This window comes from Endozoicomonas sp. (assembly GCF_965196975.1).
Classification (GTDB): Bacteria; Pseudomonadota; Gammaproteobacteria; order Pseudomonadales; family Endozoicomonadaceae; genus Endozoicomonas.
This window is the reverse complement of record NZ_OZ239981.1, coordinates 5755705-5776767: the sequence shown is the minus strand read 5'-3', so window position 1 is coordinate 5776767 and position 21063 is coordinate 5755705. Positions and strand designations below refer to the sequence as shown.

The 21063-nt window shown below is 48.0% G+C and carries 15 protein-coding genes and 1 pseudogene; 8 read left to right on the top strand and 8 right to left on the bottom strand.

Features of this window, described 5'->3' with window-relative positions:
- Positions 1-37: 37 nt before the first annotated feature.
- Positions 38-1777: a DNA ligase LigA-related protein gene (locus ACOCLE_RS25465; RefSeq protein WP_419534796.1), complete on the top strand. Its 1740-nt coding sequence runs from the start codon at positions 38-40 to the stop codon at positions 1775-1777.
- A 383-nt stretch (positions 1778-2160) separates the two neighbouring features.
- On the opposite strand, the pseudogene ACOCLE_RS25460 reads toward ACOCLE_RS25465, so the two are convergent.
- Positions 2161-2269: pseudogene (locus ACOCLE_RS25460) on the bottom strand (type IV pilin protein); the annotation flags it as partial.
- Between the two features lie 394 nt (positions 2270-2663).
- Here ACOCLE_RS25460 and ACOCLE_RS25455 point away from each other — a divergent pair.
- Complete coding sequence (locus tag ACOCLE_RS25455) at positions 2664-3128, top strand: hypothetical protein (RefSeq protein WP_419534795.1); 465 nt, start codon at positions 2664-2666, stop codon at positions 3126-3128.
- Between the two features lie 55 nt (positions 3129-3183).
- On the opposite strand, the gene ACOCLE_RS25450 is transcribed toward ACOCLE_RS25455, so the two are convergent.
- Positions 3184-3717 carry an REP-associated tyrosine transposase gene (locus tag ACOCLE_RS25450; protein ID WP_419534794.1) on the bottom strand — a complete coding sequence of 178 codons (534 nt, stop codon included), beginning with the start codon at positions 3715-3717 and terminating at the stop codon, positions 3184-3186.
- A gap of 340 nt (positions 3718-4057) precedes the next feature.
- On the bottom strand, positions 4058-4555 hold the full coding sequence (locus ACOCLE_RS25445; protein WP_419537265.1) for a pilin: 498 nt from the start codon (positions 4553-4555) through the stop codon (positions 4058-4060).
- A gap of 1009 nt (positions 4556-5564) precedes the next feature.
- Between ACOCLE_RS25445 and pilB the strand changes: the two genes are divergently transcribed.
- A complete protein-coding gene (gene pilB / locus ACOCLE_RS25440) occupies positions 5565-7271 on the top strand; it encodes a type IV-A pilus assembly ATPase PilB (RefSeq protein WP_419534793.1) in 1707 nt (568 codons plus the stop codon).
- A 60-nt stretch (positions 7272-7331) separates the two neighbouring features.
- Here the strand turns inward: pilB and putA are convergent, their stop codons facing one another.
- Complete coding sequence (putA, locus tag ACOCLE_RS25435; protein WP_419534792.1) at positions 7332-10523, bottom strand: bifunctional proline dehydrogenase/L-glutamate gamma-semialdehyde dehydrogenase PutA; 3192 nt, start codon at positions 10521-10523, stop codon at positions 7332-7334.
- A gap of 1204 nt (positions 10524-11727) precedes the next feature.
- Here putA and ACOCLE_RS25430 point away from each other — a divergent pair.
- Positions 11728-13032: a hypothetical protein gene (locus ACOCLE_RS25430; RefSeq protein ID WP_419534791.1), complete on the top strand. Its 1305-nt coding sequence runs from the start codon at positions 11728-11730 to the stop codon at positions 13030-13032.
- Positions 13033-13195: 163 nt separating this feature from the next.
- Here the strand turns inward: ACOCLE_RS25430 and ACOCLE_RS25425 are convergent, their stop codons facing one another.
- Complete coding sequence (locus ACOCLE_RS25425; protein WP_419537264.1) at positions 13196-14245, bottom strand: PLP-dependent cysteine synthase family protein; 1050 nt, start codon at positions 14243-14245, stop codon at positions 13196-13198.
- Between the two features lie 295 nt (positions 14246-14540).
- Here ACOCLE_RS25425 and ACOCLE_RS25420 point away from each other — a divergent pair, with 295 nt between their 5' ends.
- Positions 14541-15680 carry a polynucleotide adenylyltransferase gene (locus ACOCLE_RS25420; RefSeq protein WP_419534790.1) on the top strand — a complete coding sequence of 380 codons (1140 nt, stop codon included), beginning with the start codon at positions 14541-14543 and terminating at the stop codon, positions 15678-15680.
- A gap of 95 nt (positions 15681-15775) precedes the next feature.
- On the opposite strand, the gene ACOCLE_RS25415 is transcribed toward ACOCLE_RS25420, so the two are convergent.
- From ACOCLE_RS25415 to tsaD, 3 genes are all read right to left on the bottom strand, one after another.
- Entirely contained in the window at positions 15776-16159 is a 384-nt protein-coding gene (locus ACOCLE_RS25415) for a 2-amino-4-hydroxy-6-hydroxymethyldihydropteridine diphosphokinase (protein ID WP_419534789.1), read from the bottom strand.
- Positions 16160-16165: 6 nt separating this feature from the next.
- Positions 16166-16549, bottom strand: coding sequence for a dihydroneopterin aldolase (gene folB / locus ACOCLE_RS25410; protein ID WP_419534788.1), 384 nt, complete (start codon positions 16547-16549; stop codon positions 16166-16168).
- Positions 16550-16786: 237 nt separating this feature from the next.
- Positions 16787-17824, bottom strand: coding sequence for a tRNA (adenosine(37)-N6)-threonylcarbamoyltransferase complex transferase subunit TsaD (tsaD, locus tag ACOCLE_RS25405; protein WP_419534787.1), 1038 nt, complete (start codon positions 17822-17824; stop codon positions 16787-16789).
- Positions 17825-18197: 373 nt separating this feature from the next.
- Here tsaD and rpsU point away from each other — a divergent pair, with 373 nt between their 5' ends.
- The 3 genes from rpsU to dnaG all read left to right on the top strand — a co-directional run bounded on the left by rpsU (position 18198) and on the right by dnaG (position 21014).
- Entirely contained in the window at positions 18198-18413 is a 216-nt protein-coding gene (gene rpsU / locus ACOCLE_RS25400) for a 30S ribosomal protein S21 (RefSeq protein ID WP_020582360.1), read from the top strand.
- Positions 18414-18506: 93 nt separating this feature from the next.
- Positions 18507-18956, top strand: coding sequence for a GatB/YqeY domain-containing protein (locus ACOCLE_RS25395; protein ID WP_419534786.1), 450 nt, complete (start codon positions 18507-18509; stop codon positions 18954-18956).
- A gap of 72 nt (positions 18957-19028) precedes the next feature.
- Positions 19029-21014: a DNA primase gene (dnaG, locus tag ACOCLE_RS25390; protein ID WP_419534785.1), complete on the top strand. Its 1986-nt coding sequence runs from the start codon at positions 19029-19031 to the stop codon at positions 21012-21014.
- The last annotated feature ends 49 nt before the right edge of the window (positions 21015-21063 follow it).

Here is a 21063-nt window from a genome sequence, read left to right as displayed (position 1 = left end):
GATGTAACCACCCGCCTTTTCATGTTTTAATCAAGGCATGAAAAAAATAATAGCTCTCCTGTGGATAACCTTTCTTCTACCTGCCTGGGCAGATGATTGCCCTCAGTGGAATCAAGACGAGGCAACTGAGAATATCAGCGCGCTATCTGATGAAGTTGCTTACCATAATGAACTGTACTTCAACCAAAACGTCCCCATTATCAGCGATGGTGAATACGATGCTCTCGTTGAGAAACTGACAGTTTGGCAAGAGTGTTTCCCTTCCATAGAAACAGAGAAATCCTCTCTCCAAACACCTCACAATCAATACACGATTCATCATCAGGCTCGAATGGGTAGCTTGATGAAAGCCCAGTCTGAAGAAGAAATAAAACGCTTTTTACAGCAATTATCTGGCAGTGGAGCTTTGGTACAGCCTAAGATTGATGGCGTTGCAGTGGAGCTCGTCTATAAAAATGGACGGTTAGTCAAAGCTTCCACCCGCGGTAATGGCGAAGAAGGCGTGGATATACTCCATCATATTCAGCAAATGCCGCTAGTCCCCAAAACATTATCACCTCTGAATAATAATGATGAAAAAAACGAACTTGCTCTTCATGGAGAACTATTCACGAGGCTTGATATCATCCCCCCTTCTATTCTTGAGCAGTATGCCAGTGCCCGGCATCTGGTGGCAGGTCAGCTCAACAGGGCTGAACCGGAAACGGAAGCAGTAAAAGCCTTTGATTTTTTCCCATGGCAATGGATCAACAGCCCTTTTATCAGCGATTTTCTGTCAATAAAATCCTTAGCCGACATGGGCTTTCCTCTTCCCCTGGAGCATACCCACCGAACTGCATCCTACCCCGAAATCAAACAACACCTTGAGCACTACGCAACCTTCAAAAAGCCACTGTTTTTGATGGATGGAATCGTCATTAAAGCAGACAGCAATACCTTAAGGAACAAGCTTGGCTGGACAGGGAATACACCGGACTGGGCCATGGCATGGAAGTTTCCACCAGAAACAACAACATCAGGAGTACAAGCGATTGAATTTACCATTGGGCGAACCGGTCATATCACACCAGTGGTTCATATTAAGCCCGTAATAATCAAAAACAGAACCATCTCAACCATTTCATTGGGAAGTGTTCAAAACCTGAAAAAGAAAGAGCTTGCTGTAGGAGACCAAATCAGCATCAAACTCAAAGGCAACTCTACTCCGGTCTTTGGTCAGGTTCTATTTCGTCCGGAAAACCGAATAAAACCTGAACTCCCGGATGCCAACCTCTATACCCCCTTTACCTGTCTTACAATGTCACCTGATTGTGAAGAACAATTTATCGCTCGCCTGGTATGGCTTGTGGGAAAACAAGGACTACAGCTCTCAGGAATCAACAAACCACGCATTCAACAACTGGTAAGCTCAGGCAAGGTAAGAACACTGGTGGATATGTTAAAGCTTGATCAACAAACGCTGCATCTTTCCGGCATGGGGATGGAAGACAGTCAGCAGTATTTAACGTCAATACAAAGGCCCAAAAGGGTTGATCAACAGATCAGAGCCCTGAGCATACCAACTATTGGCAAGAATAGAGCTATAGAACTAAGCAGTTGTTTTACCACTCTGCGGCAATTGTATGAGCAACGCTCAAACAGTATTCGCAATTGCCTTAGGGTAAGTGAAAAAGAGGCACGATACATCATTCAATACTTACATCATCCAGAAGTTAAAATAGTCATAGACTTCCTGACCCAAATAAAAAACGCCGGGAAACCCGGCGTTTTCGAATAAACATTCCTACGTTTAGAAACCACCACCAGCAGAGTTACCATTCCACAGAGGGCTACCTGTAACGGCATCGGTAGCACATAAGTTATTAGCTGTAGTGGTACCACCATTATTACAAGACATTGCCCAGTTATTCCCTGCTGCATCCGATCTGAATATCAGGGTTTGTGAACCAAATGAACCGGCAGGAGTAACAATGAGCTCAGCATAAGCGTCATTCGAATAGGTTCCCTCAGTGACAACACCCGCTGCTGCTGGAACTGGAGTTGCAGTTCCCGCTACTGTAAGGGTGCAGTTCTGAATGGTTCTTGTCTGGGCACAAACTGCGATGGCTGTCTGGTAAGATTTAACTTCACTTAATGCCGCCTGCGCTGTCGCATTTCGTGTGTATGCCTGATACTGCGGAATCGCCACTGCAGCCAGAATACCGATGATTGCCACAACGATCATCAATTCGATCAGGGTGAAACCTGATGTTTTACGGATTTCCGACATCCTTGTCTTCATAATATGTTCCTCGACCAATGAGTTTCTTTGCCAGTTCGCTGAAGTCCATTACTCAATCTGTCGGCACCGTCCTACAGCCCTTTAAATATTAGAGTAGTTAAAATCAGAAATAATGAAGTTCGTGTTTCTATAAAAGACCATTAGCCAGGTCAACATCGAGGAACCACTGATTTTAAGAAACCACAGAGAAACCAGCCTTACTCATTGTTTTGTAAAACAAATATAAAATTCCATCCATTTAATAGTTATTCGTTGTGCGACAGCTGATCATGAAATAGAGCCAGCCACTCCTTTTTTGACACATCAGCTATTCTTTTTTGCCATTCGTCCGATAGCCAAAGTAATGACGTTTTTCAGGCAAAAATGATTAGGAAAAGCTGCAATGGCAATCACCAATAAGACGCTGGTAAGTAACAAACTAGGCTCGTGGCTATCCCGGGTTGGCATACTGTCCATCATTGCGTTATCAGCCCTGATTACCGGTTTTATCAGTCTTCAGTTCTTTTATCAGCAGAAAGTCGACGACTATTTTGCCAATTTAGCCATGAGCTCTCACTTAACCAATGAAGCCGCGCTGATCATTAGAACGAAAGATCACTGGATCACCGCGTCAGGCCAACACAGAGAAACCTACAAACCCTTGCTGGCCAGAGAACTGGGGGACTATCAGAACCATCGCTACCTCGGTTGGTTCTCCAGCTACAGTGACTGGCTAAATAGCAATGATGGATTACCTTTTACCATGCTGTATGAAGTACAGTATGAGCATGGAGTAAGTGAAGAAACCTTTCTCTTCAAAGGACTACTGCCGACGAAACTTGCGGTAAGGCAGATAGAAATAAATTAATCATATCCCAATTGCTTCCACCTCGTTCCCACGCTCTGCGTGGGAACGCATGCCATCACCAAGTCATAGTCACATCCAATAAAGAGTCTTTTCTCCCAACGTAATTCCGGGCACTCGAATAACGCCAATGCTCTGGCAAATCTACATAGCCATGCTTAACCGGATTTTGATGAATATAATCTATCTTCTGAATCATCATAGATTGATCAACAATCAACTCTGGATGAGCACCTTCCTGCCAGAACTGTAGCGCCCTGTCTGCCTTATGTTTCTTCTTATAAAAAGCCAGCTGCTCCAGAATGGTTCTGACCTTGCGCTGCTGCAAATAATCAATCAGTAGCCTTGCCGTATATGACTTGAAGCGGGCGATGTCTTTATCCAACTGCGGGCTTTGAGCTAACAAATGAAGATGGTTTTCCAGTATCACATAAGCATAAAGCCGGAAGTCATCTTTCATCAGCCAACGCAGGGAGTCCAATAAAATGGTGACTGTGTTCTGACGGGTAAATACCGGTATCCAATGAAGCACAGTAAGGGTAAGGAAGTGAGGTTTATCGGGCTGAGTGAATGTATAACGGCTGCGCCCCATTGACTGACCTTACGTTTATGACAAGTAACGATCATAGGACTAAAGAATGTAAGAAGAGTTCCTGTGGTAAAAGTCAAACCTTCAACGGTGATGGAGGAACAGCGCCTGAGTTGTCCCCCTCATTCCCATGCTCCGCATGGGAATGCATACGGGAGTCCGCAGACTTTTCTGTAGTCGGTGTTTTGTAGGGAGTTGGGGTAGGCATTCCCACGCCGGTGCGTGGGAACAAGGTCACCCCACTCGCTCCCATGCTCTGCGTGGGAGCGTCCAGCCTTTCCGCTGGCTCTTCAGTTTATGGAGAGACCGGTGGGCGGTCCCACGCCAGAGCGTGGGAACGAGGTCATAGACTTGCTACGTGTGCACAGCTCTTATCAACATATTCTTGGTCAGCTGATGATTTGCAAGCCCACGTCCCTTCTTTATCTCGTGCAAACTGCACTTTCCTACCATTCACACCTGGGTTACCTGAGTTAAAGGTAACAGTGATTGATCCTGCTCCTGGATTTGAAGTATCTTCTGACAGAACCATCTCCCCGAAGGTTGGCTGAGACAAGCCCAAGTCTTCAAGCTTTTCTCCAATAACTGCCGGTTTGTAATTGTTGTCTCCTGGGTTCCCAACAGCAGCTTCTGCTGCTGTAGTTCCATCAGGAAACGCTCCGTAGCGCATAATAAAGTCTTCTATAGGTGTTTTTGTTGCAGATACTGTAGCGACAGCAGCAGCAACATTAGACCTGCCGACATAACTCTGATATTGCGGAATCGCCACAGCCGCCAGAATACCGATAATCGCTACAGCGATCATCAATTCGATCAGAGTAAAACCCTGTTGTTTTTTCATCTTACCTGTCCCCCAGGAACGTAAAAAAGCCTTCATAGGCAACTGTTTATAAACAAGAATGCCTACTTAAGGCACCAGAAGTTTGTGTACCTGCTGTCGTCCGTTCCCTGAACACATTTCAAGAGCCTGTCTGAAGCACCTGTAGTCGTATGCCTGATAAACAAACACAACAACCCGCTAAGCCACCGACGGCCTCTTCAAGACGGTTGCAAAAATACAGTGAGCGCCAAAGAGTGACGGAAAAAGATGACATAGAGATGAACCCGGTTGAGTACCGGCCGATGACACTTCCCACTTCTTCTTTTTAACTATCCTGCGATTCTGTAACAGCCCTGCCGATACCAGTCGCATTTTCTAAATCCCTATTGCGCCGACTGTCTGAAGTGCCATCCTTCGTTGAAGCTCCTCATCATAGCTCTGCTATGACTCGTCACTTCGCCTTGTCTTACACTTCAGCCCGTCATGCTCATAACGGGTTTAGATAATTTGACTGGTATAACCTCCTGTTTCTCCTGCCGGAAATCATCTACATACTGACGTATTTTTATCCAACAGAATGAGTACGTTCGCAACAATATCACGGCAATCACAGCCTCTCAAGTAGCTTTACGCGTACCCGTTGGCCTATGTCAACCAGTACACATTTTTACTGTGCTAGACCATCGATTTTTACTCGCTCTCGCTCCCATCCTTCGCGTGGGAACGGGATCCAAACAATGCATCTCTTGCTTTGCCTACGGTGTGATCACTGCGGTTAATCCAGAACAAACCCCTTAACTATCCGCCATTTATGCTGATATATTATTGAAGGAGCCTGTTGAGCTTACCACTGACCTACTGCGAAAAAGCCGGATTTGGCCATTTTTAATACTGCTTTTCGTTGAATAGAACCACTATTCGCCTCCAAGCAGTATTAAAACTGACTCAAACCGGACTGTTTCTCGCTACGGTCGGCTACCCCCAACAGGCTCCTGACAAAGAATTTCATTCCTATGGACAGACACGGGTTATGGCAAATAAACCTCTGACCGGGCTGGCTGCCCGCCTGCTGGCCGACCAACTGATGGATGAAGCCGCCATTCATGAAGCGGAGGCGGCTGCGGCCAAGGCCAATAAACCCCTTTCCCGATATCTTCTGGAAAAAAAACTGGTCGATGCAAAAGCCCTGATGCTGGCTACTGCCGAAGAGTTTGGTCTTCCGGTTATCGACCTGAGCGCCTTTGACAAAGAGCACTTTGCCAAAGACCTTGTTCAGGAAAAGCTGGTCCGCAAACATCATGCTCTCCCGCTGATTAAACGGGGCTCCCATCTGTTTGTTGCCATTTCTGACCCTTCCAATCACCAGGGACTTGACGAGATTCGTTTCAACACAGGCCTCACGATCCATTCCATTCTGGCGGAACCTGCTCTGCTGGAAAAGATGATGGAAGCCTCTCTGGACGATACGGGCCAGGCACTGGCGGACCTTGGGGGAGATGAGTTTGGTGAGCTGGAAGATCTCGAAGTCAGTGCTGTTGATGATGGACCAGAAGATGTTCAGGGCGGCGGTGAAGATGACACGCCCGTCGTAAAATTCGTTAACAAAATGCTCCTCTCTGCCATTAAAGGCGGATCATCAGACCTTCATTTTGAGCCTTATGAAAAAGCGTATCGTGTTCGATTTCGAACCGACGGCATACTCCATGAGGTTACCCGGCCACCAGTCTCATTAGGGCCAAGAATAGCATCCCGTTTAAAAATCATGTCCGCCATGGATATATCTGAGCGCAGAAAGCCTCAGGATGGCCGGATTAAAATGAAACTGTCGAAAACCAAAGCCATTGACTTCCGTGTGAACACGCTACCCACCTTGTGGGGTGAAAAAATCGTACTGCGTATTCTTGATCCTTCCAGTGCCAAAATGGGGATTGATGCCCTGGGTTATGAAGAAGTCCAGAAGTCCATGTACATGACGGCACTTCATCAGCCACAGGGAATGATACTGGTCACAGGCCCAACCGGCTCGGGAAAAACGGTATCACTCTATACTGGCTTGAATATTCTCAATACGCCTGAAAGAAACATCTCCACGGCGGAAGACCCGGTAGAGATTAACCTGGAAGGGATTAACCAGGTCAACGTAAACCCCAAACAGGGCATGGACTTCAGTCAAGCATTGAGAGCCTTCCTGCGTCAGGATCCAGACATCATTATGGTGGGTGAGATACGAGACCTGGAAACAGCGAATATCGCCATAAAAGCCGCACAGACCGGTCACATGGTACTGTCCACCCTTCACACCAACAGCGCGGCAGAAACCCTGACCCGTTTGCAGAACATGGGTGTCCCCTCATTTAACATTGCAACGTCGGTCAGCTTGATTATTGCCCAGCGTCTGGCCAGACGTTTATGCAGCAATTGTAAAACGAAAATCCAGGTTCCAAAGGAAACGCTGCTTGAGGAAGGCTTTACTGAAGAGCAGGCAGCCACCGCTGAAATCTATGGACCGAAGGGATGTGATAACTGCAACAATGGCTACAAAGGCCGTGTAGGGATTTATGAGGTCGTTGCCATCACGCCCGGGATGCAGCAGATCATTATGGAAGAAGGTAACTCCCTGCAAATTTCAGAACAGGCCGAAAAAGAAGGTTTCAATAACCTTCGTCAATCCGGACTGCTCAAGGCCCTGCAAGGCGTTACCAGTCTCGAAGAGGTCAATCGGGTCACACAGGATTGACCTCAAATAAACCATGAAGTGCCGGTGCTACCACCAAACCGGCATCTGGTTTTTCCATGCTTATAGAGACTCACTCCCCAAAGATAACAGCGTGGCATTCCCACCCACAGCCGTTGTATTTATCGACAGCGTCTGCTCAGTCGCAAACCTCTGAAGATAGTGAGGCCCACCCGCCTTAGGACCCGTTCCGGATAACCCCTGCCCACCAAAAGGCTGCACCCCGACCACAGCACCCGTCTGGTTGCGGTTGATATAAATATTCCCTACCTTAACCCGCTCTTCGATAAACGTTGCCGTCACTTCATTACGACTGTGAATTCCGAGGGTTAAGCCATAGCCTGTGCTGTTGATCTGATCGATGACTTCAGGCAACTGCTTTGCATCATAACGAATAACATGAAGAACAGGACCAAAGTGTTCCTTCTCAAGCTGATCAATATGATCAATTTCAAAAGCAACCGGCGCAATAAACGTACCATTAGCACACTCTGCCGACAGCTCACACTCAGCCAGTAACGTTGCCTCTTTCTTCATGCGTTCAATGTGATTATTAAGGGACTGACGAGCGCCTTCATCAATAACAGGACCAATATCCGTTGAGTGCAGACTTGGGTTACCAATCGACAACTCCTTCATGGCACCCCGCAATAGATCAATAATCCGATCAGCAATATCTTTCTGTACATAGAGGACTCTCAAGGCGGAACATCGTTGCCCGGCACTGCCAAAAGCCGATAGAAGTACATCCTTAACCACCTGTTCCGGAAGCGCAGTAGAATCCACTATCATCGCATTCTGACCACCGGTTTCTGCAACCAGAGGGACAATAGGCCCAGGCCGGTTAGCCAGTGCCAGATTGATCACCCGGGCGGTTTCCGTAGAGCCGGTAAACGCTACCCCGGCAATTCGTGGATCAGCGACCAGACGGCTTCCAATCTGGCGGCCATCGCCTGGCAGCAGCTGGATTGCCCCCCCCGGTATACCAGCCTCTAACATCAGCTCCAGCGCTCTACCCGCAATAAGGCTGGTCTGTTCCGCTGGTTTGGCGATCACCGTGTTACCTGCAGCCAGTGCAGCAGTGACCTGTCCAAGAAAAATCGCCAGAGGAAAGTTCCAGGGACTGATACAGAGAAAAACACCTCGTCCGGACAACCGAAGCTCATTCGACTCTCCAGTAGGTCCGGGCATTACATTGGATGAAGAGAACTTTTCCCGTGCCTGATTGGCATAATAACGACAGAAGTCCACAGCCTCGCGCACCTCATCAATGGCATCATGCAGCGTTTTACCGGCTTCGCGATGGCACAGTGCAACCAGTTCTTCCCGATGTTCTTCCAACAGATCAGCAAGCCTTTCCAGGCATATGGCTCTTTGTTCGGCAGGCGTCGCATCCCACGCGTCAAATGCCCTGACAGCAGCATCCATGGCAGCTTCTACCTGATCTTCACTACTCCAGCTCAAATGGCCAGCCAGCTGAGCACGGTCATAAGGGCAGGAAACTTCAGTCCCCTCTGTGGCATTCTTTGTATGGACAACCGATTGACCATTAACCCATGGTCCCTGATGCCAGTCATGCGCCATAAACCCCTTAACGGTTTGATGAAATGGCTGCCACTGACTATCAACATCAATATTCACACCCAGTGAGTTTTTGCGCTCAGGGCCGTAAATATCCCGGGGCATGGCAATTTGATCGTTCTGAAAACAGACCCGGTTTTTCAATGTCTCAACCGGGTGCTGAACCAATGAAGCAACCGGTGTTTTGGCATCAACCAACCGATGAACAAACGATGAATTTGCCCCATTTTCCAATAACCGGCGAACAAGATAGGGCAACAAATCTTTGTGGCTCCCCACCGGGGCATAGATTCGAACAGGCTGGCGATGATTATTAAGTACCTGATTATAAAGCGCATCCCCCATACCATGAAGGCGCTGAAACTCGAAATCACTGGCATTCAATTGTTCTGCCATGGTTAAAACACTGGCTACGGTGTGGGCATTATGGCTGGCAAACTGAGGGTATAATGTATCTCTTACTGGTTCTGACAGAAGAAATTTTGCACATACGAGATAAGCGACATCGGTCGATTCCTTGCGGGTATAAACAGGGTAACCGGGTAGCCCCTGCTGCTGGCAAAGTTTGATTTCACTATCCCAGTATGCCCCTTTCACCAGTCGAACCGGAATTCGGTCACCCTGTTCCCTTGCCAGGGCAGAAAGCCAGCATAAAGATGGCAGGGCACGTTTACCGTATGCCTGAATGACCAGACCAAGCCCACCCCAGCCTCGGCTGTCCGGATGACGATACACCCGCTCAAACACTTCCAGAAACAGCTCGTGACGGTCCTGTTCTTCAGCATCCATATTGATAGCGACATTGCCGGCCCTGGCCTCACGGACCAGATCCAGCAAAGCGGGCACCAACTCTTTGAATACCCGCTCTTTCTGGGCAACTTCATAGCGAGGGTGGAGTGCCGAAAGCTTGATGGAAATACCGGCCCGAGGTGAGCTCTTCTGATCAGGCTCCGACGCCACTGCACGGATGGCTGCCAGATATTCATCATGGTACCGCCTGGCATCCTCCATCGTCAGGGCCGATTCGCCCAGCATATCAAATGAGTAGGTGTACCCTTTTTCCCGCTGTTTCAAACCATTCTTCAGCGCCTCAGAAATCGTTCGCCCCAATACAAAATGGCGCCCCATAATCTTCATGGCCTGGTTGACCGCCTGACGGATAACCGGTTCGCCCATCCGGTTTACCAGTTTTCCGATCACACCACCGGCTGAACTGTCCTCTCCCGCATCCAGATTGACCACTTTGCCAGTCAGCAAAAGCCCCCAGGTAGACGCATTCACCAAAAGAGAGTCGCTCTGACTCAAATGCTGCTTCCAATCAGCCACGCTTAGCTTGTCTCGGATCAGGGCATCAGCCGTTCGATTATCCGGAATTCGCATTAAGGCCTCTGCAAGGCACATTAACAAAATGCCCTCCCGAGTATCCAGGCTGTATTGCAACAACAGGGCATCAATCATATGAATACCATCATCACTCTCCCTGACCTGCTCAATCATTCGGGTGGCCCTGGCGGCGATCACAGAGTAATCACTGGATTGAGCATCCAGAATATCCACCAGCTCCTGCAACCAGGCAGCCTCATCAACATCATAATGAGGAGAAATTACTGGCCAGATATCTGATGGCTTCTGGTCAACAACATCCGCTGTGAATGCATCTTTCGCCTGGAACATACCTATCTCCGATCTTAAGGAAGCATGGGAAAACCCTGAAACCCGGGTAATCTTCCGGTTATCTTTAGATTATACGTATTGATCTCTTTATATCTGCACGAACGCCCCTGATTAAAGGCTCTATCATAGCTCAACAAAGGCAATAATTTCTCATCCATTTTCCAAAACTTTATACGCCAAAACGAACAATCTGCACAATCAACGCGCAATATAAAAAATCTTCAACATTTTTAATAGAAGACCTATCCAAAATATTGATCAGCCAAAACATCATTCATGAACACTCATTAAACAACCAGAAAAAAAACAGAAAGATACACCCGAAGAAACCTGTAGATTCCGTAATAATCGCATTGAATGAAACGAATATATATCAATTAATCAACACATAAAAAAAACGAAGTACCAAAAGCATCAGAACGACCCAAACCACAATCACTTAACGCACGTCTTTCAAAAAACACTAAAAAAAGAAGCAACAATAAAAACCATCGTTCAAAAAATGAAAACAATTCACTATTGATAATCTAAAAAATAATTACCAAATAATATAGAACCCCCAAATACAATCCATGTCGAATGCTATTGCAATCTCAACAACTTCTAGAGACTTGTCACAGTTAACAATTTTAAAACCAAACTTATTCACCATTAAATAAGGACTCTATTTATGGCCCTACCAACCACAACCTCTACGCCTGTAACATTTTCCCCCCCGACTTCTACAATTGCTGGAGGTAGTGATGTAAGCAAGCTACCTACATCCGACACAGGAACAACTCCAACAGGTTCATCTGTCACAAAAATGACAGATTCACTGCCTGAAATACCAAAATCTAGCGCGCACATTGGAGACAGTTCTTCGCGTCCTCCAGGGCTTACTTTCTCAGAAACACCTATTACAGCCTTAACTCCTAGTTCAGTAAGCTCTCATTTTGAACCTAGGTTTAGCTATTCAGGTGGTTCAGTGGGCTTACCTCCAAGTACGAGCTATGGCCACCCAAGAATGCCCCATTACATGCCAAGTATGGAAGGCCACTCAAGCCTAAGTATGGGTCCCTGGTCAGGTACGCCCCATTACACGCCAGGCATGCCAAGTATGGATGGCCACTCAAGCCCAAGTATGGGTCCCTGGTCAGGTACGTCCCATTACGCAGTTATGGGCGGCCACGGTCACCCAGGTGCGGGAGGCCACCCAAGCACTATGTCGGGTATGCGTTCAGGTGCTGAATCCCCTACACCTACAGAAACAGGCTCGCTTTCACGTGAAGAAAAATTTGCAGCCTTTGCACAAGGTAGTTTGCTGGGTTTAGGGGCAGACATTTTTAACAATTCCTCCTCCTTAATCTCAAAGATGGAAACCAAGGCGACTCCTCACAGCGACGCAACATCCTCAACCCCAAGTCTGGACTATAGCAGTTTTGAAACATCAGAAAGTTTCACAGCAGAAGAAACCCCCGCCCAACCTTTCAATGATGTAAGACTTCCTCGCGAGATGGAAGCAGACTTTAAAAATCAAAGAAAAGAGGTAACAGTCAATCATGAGACTCGGCTTGAAGAATTAAACAAACACTTTAAAGAAGCTATGACAGAGAATAAAACGAAGACCGAAGAAGCCCATAAGAAAGTCAACAGTGACATTGAAACGCGGACGGAAACAGTAAACACTCTCAAGGAGAAAGTAACTACACTTCTACAGCAATTAGATCCTTCCCTGGCTCCTGGTTCCCAAGACGCAGATTATCTACCACCTCAGTTTAACGAGTCGCAGTTGGAAGAATTAAACGCCCAGCTCAGGGATACCAGAGGGGAACTTTATGATGCACAAGTAGAATTGGCACGTGAAAAATTTAATAAGGATAAGATTAATTTGGAATCTGAGCTACAAAAAAGCCTCCTTAGCGATGACAGAACCATTGCAGTTAAAACCTTTGAGGGTGATGAACAACGGGGCTTGGATAACATAGACAATGAGAGAGCACGCGCACAGCGAGCCATACTCGATGAGCAAACAGCAGAGCGCAACTCAGAAACATCTGTGAGCGAGAAGACTACTACTGAAACACCGACACCGACCAAAGCTTCTCTGGAGTCACCCAAACCCCCACCAATTGCAGAAGAAGTTGTTTCAGAGGGTGCTGAAAGTGGTGCGCAAACGGACACCAGCGCAACAAAATCAAGCTGGGGCTTTGGTGACCTTCTCAGCAGTTTGCCTAACCCTTTCAGAGCAGCACCAGAAGCAGATTATACAGAGCTTGAAGCTACACTCTCTGAAGAGGTTATAAAGTCTGGAGATGAAACGCCGACTGGAGATGGAGCGACAAGCACGGACAGCACACAATGGGGTGATATCCAAGCGAGATTAGATAAAGTGGAAAGTAACCAGCAAGCAATTCGTGACTCAGGTAGAGTATTGGATGAACGCAAGACTCTCACGGCAAAACTTGAGCGTGACTTTGCCCTGAAGGACGATACAACCCCTGGTGGAGACGGCGATACCAAATTGTAATTAATCACCCCTCAGCACGCATTACGGTCACACTTGGTGACCGTAATGCTATTAAAGCCAACCTGGCCCATATCCCGCGCGAGACTTTATTTTCTGTAAGCAAAATCGTTCAAACTTATTGAGTCGCGCAAGGCCAAACATGCCCCCTGCAAAAGGTATTATCTTAGCCAACTAACCGCTCTATCTCTTTGCGCCACAAGCACGTATCCCCCATCAGAGCAGCCACCCAGTCATCGTTATAACAGGTATCCAGATAGCGCTCACCACTGTCACACAAAAGGGTAACAACCGACCCCTCCTCACCCCGCATTTTCATCTCTGACGCAAGCTGTAAGGCACCAAAAAGATTCGTTCCTGTACTCGGCCCGGCTTTTCGACCAAGAATCTCCTCCAGCCAATGAATGGTGGCAATGGCTGCAGCATCCGGTATACGACGCATTTCATCAATCACACCAGGAATAAAAGACGGTTCAACCCGTGGGCGTCCAATACCTTCAATACGAGACCCCTGATCAATCGTCAGACTGCTGTCACCGCTGAGAAAGTAATCCATAAATACAGAGTGTTCTGGGTCCACCACACACAATTGAGTGTCCAGTTTCTGATATCGAATGTAACGCCCTATCGTTGCGGAAGTACCTCCCGTTCCGGGGCTCATGACAATCCAACTCGGTACCGGGTGCGTCTCAGCCTTCATCTGCCGGAAAATAGAGTCGGCAATATTATTATTGCCCCGCCAGTCCGTTGCACGCTCGGCATACGTAAACTGGTCCATATAGTGACCATTTAACTCCTTTGCCAACCGCTGGGATTCTGCGTAAATTTCACTCGAGCAATCAACCAGGTGACAACGGCCACCATAAAACTCGATTTGACGTATTTTGCGTACTGATGTTGAGCGCGGCATAACCGCGATGAATGGCAACCCTAACAATCTGGCAAAATAGGCCTCAGAAACAGCGGTACTGCCGGAAGAAGACTCAATGATGGGGGTATTCTGGTCAACCCACCCATTGCAGATTGCATAAAGAAACAGCGATCGAGCCAGACGATGTTTAAGACTGCCTGTAGGGTGCGTACTTTCGTCTTTAAGGTACAGATCCACACCCTCCAGCCCGGGTAAGTCCAGCCGGATTAAATGTGTATCTGCACTGCGTTGAAAATCCGCTTCAATTTTACCTATCGCCTCATTTACCCAACCATGGCTACTCATCACTTTACGAGAGACTCCAAATAAATGTCATTCTGTCGAGCCTATCGGAAACAGTATGGGACAACATCACAGCCAAGTAGTGCAACCACATTGATGCTTCACGATAGATACTGCGGGATATTCTATGGCTTGAAAAAGAGAAAAGTATTTCATAATTTTCCAACAATCCGCCGTTTTTGAAAATTTTATCTCCAGATAAAAATTTATATAAAATAAGATTCTCAGATTAGGTAACCAATCTCATCTTTTGCTATAACAAACGAATATTTACTTCCCTGGAAGCTGCTCTCTCCCTATGCAAATTTATCGTGTTGGCGGTGCTGTAAGAGACAAACTACTCGGTTTACCCGTTAAAGACCACGACTGGGTTGTCGTGGGATCCACACCTGAACTAATGAAACAGCAGGGTTTTCAACCCATAGGGCGGGACTTCCCGGTATTTTTGCACCCTGAAACCAGAGAAGAGTATGCCTTGGCGAGAACAGAGCGAAAGAGCGGCCATGGCTACGCCGGGTTTACGTTTCACACGTCCAGCACAGTAACCCTTGAGGAAGACCTGCTTCGTCGTGATCTAACCATTAACGCCATGGCTGAAGACGAGTCTGGCAATATCATTGATCCATACGGAGGCCAGAAGGATCTGGCCCAACGTCAACTTCGTCATGTCTCCCCAGCCTTTCAGGAAGACCCATTGAGGATACTCAGGGTTGCACGTTTTGCGGCCAGACTGAACATCTTGGGTTTCACTATTGCTGATAGCACCCTTGATCTGATGAGAACCATGGTAAGTAACGGTGAAGCATCTTATCTTGTTCCTGAAAGAGTCTGGCAGGAAACCATTAACGCATTGATTGAACCCAACCCCGAAGTCTATTTTCAAACTCTTGAAAGCTGCGGAGCACTTCAGGTTGTCATGCCTGAGCTTAAACCGTTCATCAATAACCGTACATTGAACCTTCTTAGTCTGACAGCAAAAGATAACGGTAGAGAGCAGATTCGATTTGGCTGCCTGTTCATTCCTGCACTCCCACAAACAACAGGTGACCAGAATGAGAGCTTGCAGTACATCAACGCTCTATCAACACAGCTTCGCCTGCCAATAGAGTACTCTGAGCTGGCGCTCATGATAGCAAGCCATTCTGACTTCGCAGCCACAGTCTGCAGGAAGCCTGACGCAACCTTACTCATGACATTATTCGAACGGACCGACGCAATAAGAAGGCCCGACCGGTTTTATTCATTTATGGAGACACTGGGTTATGGAATTCAGGAAGTCTACAATAGAAAGAAACAAGTCATGGAGTGGTTTCAACAATGCCAATCCATCAAGGCCAGAGACGTCATTTCAGAAAGTATCAAAGGTAAAGCAATCGGCGAAGCCCTGAGAAAAGCTCGCATCGCATACCTACAGGACCAGATCAAATCCGGGAAATGACACCCGCTGGAGACTCTAACTACGCCCCTGTCTCCTACGGGTACTGCGCTGGTGATATGAACGTCACTGATAGAAAGAAACCCATCCGATTTAGCTCACAGCAACTTGATCACCTGCATAGCTAATGGCTTAAACCATGGCTCATCAATTTGCTGAATCAACATTTCTAATGGCTGATAACTATCTCGTTCATAAGCAAGCAGGAAATCAATATCCGCTGCACAGAGCTGCTGACTTCTATCTCGTCCTAATTCTTTTTCAAGTGCCTTACACCAAAGGAGCAACTCTTCACAATGAATATCTGACTCAAAGCAGACAACGCCGTTCATGTAATCCGGAGCGTCAATGCCAACGGCTTTTGTAGTTATCAGATCACTCACAAAAACATGACCAAATTTTTGCCGTATGGATAAAACCATTTTGCGACATTGGTGCTCTGCATTTTCATTAGAACCAATACCCAGAACATAAACCGTCACTGCAAATTATTCCTGCCCCATCATTTGTGCACGGGTGCGCTCACACCATACAGTGGCCAGGGCATGGGTTAATGCCTTTGGCTTACGAATGGTCACAGCCACTTTATCTACCGGATAGTGCTCCATCACCTGAGTGATGATACCGCCAGCCAATGCTTCAATCAGCTGATACCGAGAGGCCTCACAAAATGCCCTGACATGCTGGGTAATGGCATCGTAATCCAGGGCATCCTGTAAGTCGTCACTGGTAAACGCACGGGTAAAATCAGTCGTCAGTTCCAGATCCAGCACCAATGGCTGTGGAGCTTCGTGCTCAAACTCATAAACACCGATGACCGCTTGCGTTTCTATGGCTTCTATTCGTACTTTATCCATGAGAGTCAGACTCATACTCTTTTAATCATGAAGGCGCTGGCGGAGAAAGCATAACCAAAAGAGACTGCCGCGAAAGGAAATAGCTCCAGAACCACAGAGACACAAAGCTTTTTGCTTTCTGAGTGTTGCCTGCTGGCAAGTCACAACCGTCTTAAGCTTTGTGTTTTCATTCCTTTGCAGCTCCCCTCTTTAAAAATTTTCGATGACAAACTCAGCACAGCAACGTCAAACAACTCATGCTCAAACCAGACTCTAAATGACCGGTTCAAGCTCTTCCATAGGCCAGCGCGGCACAGGAACCACTTCAGGCCCATCGCTCTGGCCAGCCAGCAGCCGCTGACAGCCAGCATAGGCAATCATGGCACCATTATCCGTACAGAACTGGGGACGGGCATAGCGTAGCACCGCACCTTCTTTTTCCACCATGGACTCCAAAGCTGCCCGCAGTGATTGATTGGCACTGACTCCACCGGCAATAATCAGCTGCTTCATACCGGTTTGCTGCAAGGCCCGACGGCATTTGATGGTCAGCGTTGCTACTACCGCCTCTTCAAACGCACGGGCAATGTCTGCACGATCATGATCAGTAGGCTCTTTGCCAACGGCCTCTTCACGGCATTTCGCAACGGTATTGAGTGTATAAGTTTTCAGGCCACTGAAGCTGAAATCCAGGCCTGGACGATCCGTCATGGGCCGGGGAAAGCGGAAACGCCCCTCTTGTCCCTGCCCGGCAAGTCGGGCAATGGCAGGGCCGCCGGGATAGTCCAGACCCAGCATCGCAGCCACTTTGTCAAACGCTTCTCCGGCTGCATCGTCTACAGACTCACCCAGCAGCGTGTAACGGCCAATGCCATCCACCTGCACCAGCTGGGTGTGACCGCCGGATACCAGCAGCGCAACAAACGGAAACGTTACGGGTGTATCTTCCAGCATGGGAGCCAGCAGATGACCTTCCATATGATGTACGCCCACCGATGGAATGCCCCAGGCCCAGGCCAGCGCCTTGCCAATACAGGCGCCAACCATCAAGGCCCCTACCAGCCCAGGGCCGCGGGTGTAGGCAACCGCTTCAATCTGCTCCTTGCTGATGCCCGCCTGTTCAAGCACTTCATTAATCAGGGGCAATACTCTCTGGATATGGTCTCTGGAAGCCAGTTCAGGAACGACACCACCGTAATCAATGTGCATATCAATCTGGCTGAACAGGGCATCGCTCAACAGGCCTTTCTCACTGTCATAAAGGGCTATGCCGGTCTCATCGCAGGAAGTTTCTATCCCGAGAACAATCATTTAACAAACCTGTGAAACCACGTTTATCAAAAACGTGTGCAAAAAATGGCAGATAAAAATCCCAAATCAGGATATTTCTTAAAGGAAAAGGATCATACGTTAAGCGGGCGTTTTTTGCATTTTTGTTGAATAAGCTTTAAAATTCGCGCCCTTGAAAAACTGCGACTAATCTGTCTTGTTAGTGTGAGTATTAACGTCCCGCTTTGAGTAAAGACCCGTCTTTTCAAAGCATGAAATTAGTAATCACAGGGGCGGATTATCGCATTCGCGCAGCATTGGCTGTAATCCAGCCGTGAGTTTTTTAGCCTTCAGTCACACTGACCGGGGCGGATTCATGGTCAACATTTGTTATAAAAAGGAAGGTGATCTCTGCATGCCTGCTGTTAAAGTTAAAGAGAATGAACCGTTTGACGTAGCCCTGCGCCGTTTCAAGCGCTCTTGTGAAAAAGCTGGTATCCTGGCTGAAGTTCGTCGTCGTGAGCACTACGAGAAGCCAACTACCGTTCGCAAGCGTAAGGCCGCTGCTGCTGTTAAGCGTCATCTTAAAAAACTGCAGCGCGAGCAGCGTCGTCGTGAGCGTCTGTATTGATCAATTGACGTCACCGTCTGTTGCATCAATCGTATGATTTACGCGTTGACTACCATAGAGCTTTGGACCCACCACCCCTAAAAGGAACGTGTCATGAGTGATTGCATTGTCAGAGACCAACTGACAGAAGCCATGAAGGAAGCCATGCGCAATCGCGACAAACCACGACTGGGTACTATCCGTTTGGCCCTGGCCGAACTGAAGCGAATCGAAGTCGATGAAAAATCATTAGACGATCAACGTGCCCTGGCAGTGCTGGACAAAATGGTAAAGCAGCGTCGCGATGCCATTGAACAGTTCGAGTCTGCCGGGCGCACGGATCTTGCCGATCAGGAAAAGCTGGAACTTGACGTTCTCGCCGACTTTCTCCCTACCCCGCTATCGGAAACTGAAATCACCGAACTGGTCGACCTCGCCATTAAAAGCACAGGCGCATCCAGCATGGCCGACATGGGCAAGGTGATGGGCATTGTCAAACCACAGGCTCAGGGCCGGGCTGACATGTCATCCATCAGCAAAATCGTTAAATCCCGGTTAAGCTGACACCCACCCTGACGGGTGATAGTATCTATCCAATAGTTATTTTCTTTCCTGCTTCAGGTGCAGCACTCCATCATGGCCGGACGGATTCCCCAGTATTTTATTGATGACCTATTGACCCGCATTGATATCGTGGACGTTATCGATAACAGGGTTAAGCTGAAAAAGACCGGTCGCAACTACTCTGCCTGCTGCCCTTTCCACAAAGAAAAGACCCCATCTTTTACGGTGAGCCCTGACAAGCAGTTCTACTATTGCTTTGGGTGCGGAGCCAGTGGTAACGCACTTGGCTTTGTCATGGATCATGACCACCTGGACTTTCCAGAGGCTATTGACACTCTGGCAGGGCAGCTGGGCCTGGAAGTCCCCAGGGAAGAAAACCCTCTCAAGCAACGCGGCCCGGACCACAGTGAACTCTATAATCTGATGGATCGCGCGGTAGACTTTTACAGCCGCCAGCTGAAACAACATGAACAATCACCCAGGGCATCCCATTACCTGAAAAACCGAGGGCTTGATCAGCAGACCTGCCAGCACTTTGCCATCGGCTTTGCCCCGCCGGGCTGGGACAACCTGAAAAAAGAACTGGCCACATCACCAGAAAAAGAGCAGCAGCTGATCACCACCGGAATGCTGGTCAAAAATGAAGACCGCAATACGGTGTATGATCGGTTCCGGGAACGCATCATTTTCCCTATCCGGGATAGCAGGGGACGTTATATCGCTTTTGGCGGGCGCGTGCTTGGTGACGAAAAACCCAAGTATCTTAACTCTCCCGAATCCCCTATTTTCCACAAAGGCAAAGAGCTTTACGGACTATTTGAAGCCCGGCAGGCCAACCGCAAGCTGAGCCGCATTCTGGTGGTTGAAGGCTATATGGACGTTGTTGCCCTTGCTCAACAAGGTATCACCAACGCGGTTGCCACATTGGGTACAGCCACCACCTCTGACCACATGCAGCGGCTGTTCAAAGTCGTACCCGAAGTCATTTTCTGCTTCGATGGTGATGATGCCGGCCGGCGGGCCGCATGGCGAGCACTGGAATCCACCCTCTCCAATATGCAGGATGGACGTCAGGCGCGCTTCCTGTTTCTACCACAGGGAGAGGATCCGGACAGCATGGTTCGCAAGGAAGGCTCAGAAAACTTTATTGAGCGAATCAAAAGCCAGGCCATCAGTCTTGATAACCTACTGTTCCGGGAACTGGAGTCTGAACTGGACTTGACCACCATGGATGGTCGCGCCCGCCTGGCCAAGCTGGCGCAACCTTACATTGATAAACTGCCCGAAGGCCTGTTCCGCCAGCTGCTTCTGAAAAAGCTCTCAGACCGAACAGGACTGGATGCACATTACCTGGAAGCCCATTTTCAGGAGAGCGCTCGCACCAGAGAATTACCTGCAAGCCGACCAGCCCCAGAAGCACAAAACCCATCATCAGGTCAGGAAGAGCATTTTCATCACAGTCATTCTGAGCCAATACCTCTCTATAATGCAGACTATGAAGAAAGGCACTACATACCTGAGGAATATCCAGGTCATACCACCTCAGAGACTTCACACAAACCTTCGCCAGTCCGTCCAGCCAACTCCGCAAGACTGGTTACATCCGGCTATGCCATACGACAGCTACTATGTAATCCAGAATTTGCTCAGGAAGTCTCAGAGCCATTTGATGGTCTGAAACTAGCAAACGACAGCGATAGTCAATTACTGATCGACCTGTTAACCATACTCAAAAAAAGTCCATCGCTAAAAGCCAGTACGCTTATCGCCCAATGGTATGGCACAGAGAAAGGAACTCGCCTGCAGGCGCTGGCAGCCCTGGATCATGGAAACTCAGCTCACAGGGACGAGTTTCTGCAAACCATTGCAAAAATCCGCAAGAAGCACTTCGAAGCTCAAAGCCACAACGAATACAGCAGCTTCCTGATTTCCAGCCTGCAAAACAAGAAGCCCAGCCAGCTTGACGAAGAAACACGAAAAAAATTGTGGAAACAGCTTGAAAGTAAGAGACAAAGCCTCAACTATAAGGAAAGTGACTCCCAGTTACCTAAAGAGTAAAACCGTAAAGCATTAAAAAAATGGTAACTATTCAGCACCCTTCATATAA

Excerpts from the sequence above, each read along its gene's own strand:
- ACOCLE_RS25465 (WP_419534796.1), top strand. The coding sequence starts at position 38 with ATGAAAAAAATAATAGCTCTCCTGTGGATAACCTTTCTTCTACCTGCC.
- ACOCLE_RS25455 (WP_419534795.1), top strand. The coding sequence starts at position 2,664 with ATGGCAATCACCAATAAGACGCTGGTAAGTAACAAACTAGGCTCGTGG.
- ACOCLE_RS25450 (WP_419534794.1), bottom strand. The coding sequence starts at position 3,717 with ATGGGGCGCAGCCGTTATACATTCACTCAGCCCGATAAACCTCACTTC.
- ACOCLE_RS25445 (WP_419537265.1), bottom strand. The coding sequence starts at position 4,555 with ATGAAAAAACAACAGGGTTTTACTCTGATCGAATTGATGATCGCTGTA.
- pilB (WP_419534793.1), top strand. The coding sequence starts at position 5,565 with ATGGCAAATAAACCTCTGACCGGGCTGGCTGCCCGCCTGCTGGCCGAC.
- putA (WP_419534792.1), bottom strand. The coding sequence starts at position 10,523 with ATGTTCCAGGCGAAAGATGCATTCACAGCGGATGTTGTTGACCAGAAG.
- ACOCLE_RS25430 (WP_419534791.1), top strand. The coding sequence starts at position 11,728 with ATGTCGGGTATGCGTTCAGGTGCTGAATCCCCTACACCTACAGAAACA.
- ACOCLE_RS25425 (WP_419537264.1), bottom strand. The coding sequence starts at position 14,245 with ATGAGTAGCCATGGTTGGGTAAATGAGGCGATAGGTAAAATTGAAGCG.
- ACOCLE_RS25420 (WP_419534790.1), top strand. The coding sequence starts at position 14,541 with ATGCAAATTTATCGTGTTGGCGGTGCTGTAAGAGACAAACTACTCGGT.
- folB (WP_419534788.1), bottom strand. The coding sequence starts at position 16,549 with ATGAGTCTGACTCTCATGGATAAAGTACGAATAGAAGCCATAGAAACG.
- tsaD (WP_419534787.1), bottom strand. The coding sequence starts at position 17,824 with ATGATTGTTCTCGGGATAGAAACTTCCTGCGATGAGACCGGCATAGCC.
- rpsU (WP_020582360.1), top strand. The coding sequence starts at position 18,198 with ATGCCTGCTGTTAAAGTTAAAGAGAATGAACCGTTTGACGTAGCCCTG.
- ACOCLE_RS25395 (WP_419534786.1), top strand. The coding sequence starts at position 18,507 with ATGAGTGATTGCATTGTCAGAGACCAACTGACAGAAGCCATGAAGGAA.
- dnaG (WP_419534785.1), top strand. The coding sequence starts at position 19,029 with ATGGCCGGACGGATTCCCCAGTATTTTATTGATGACCTATTGACCCGC.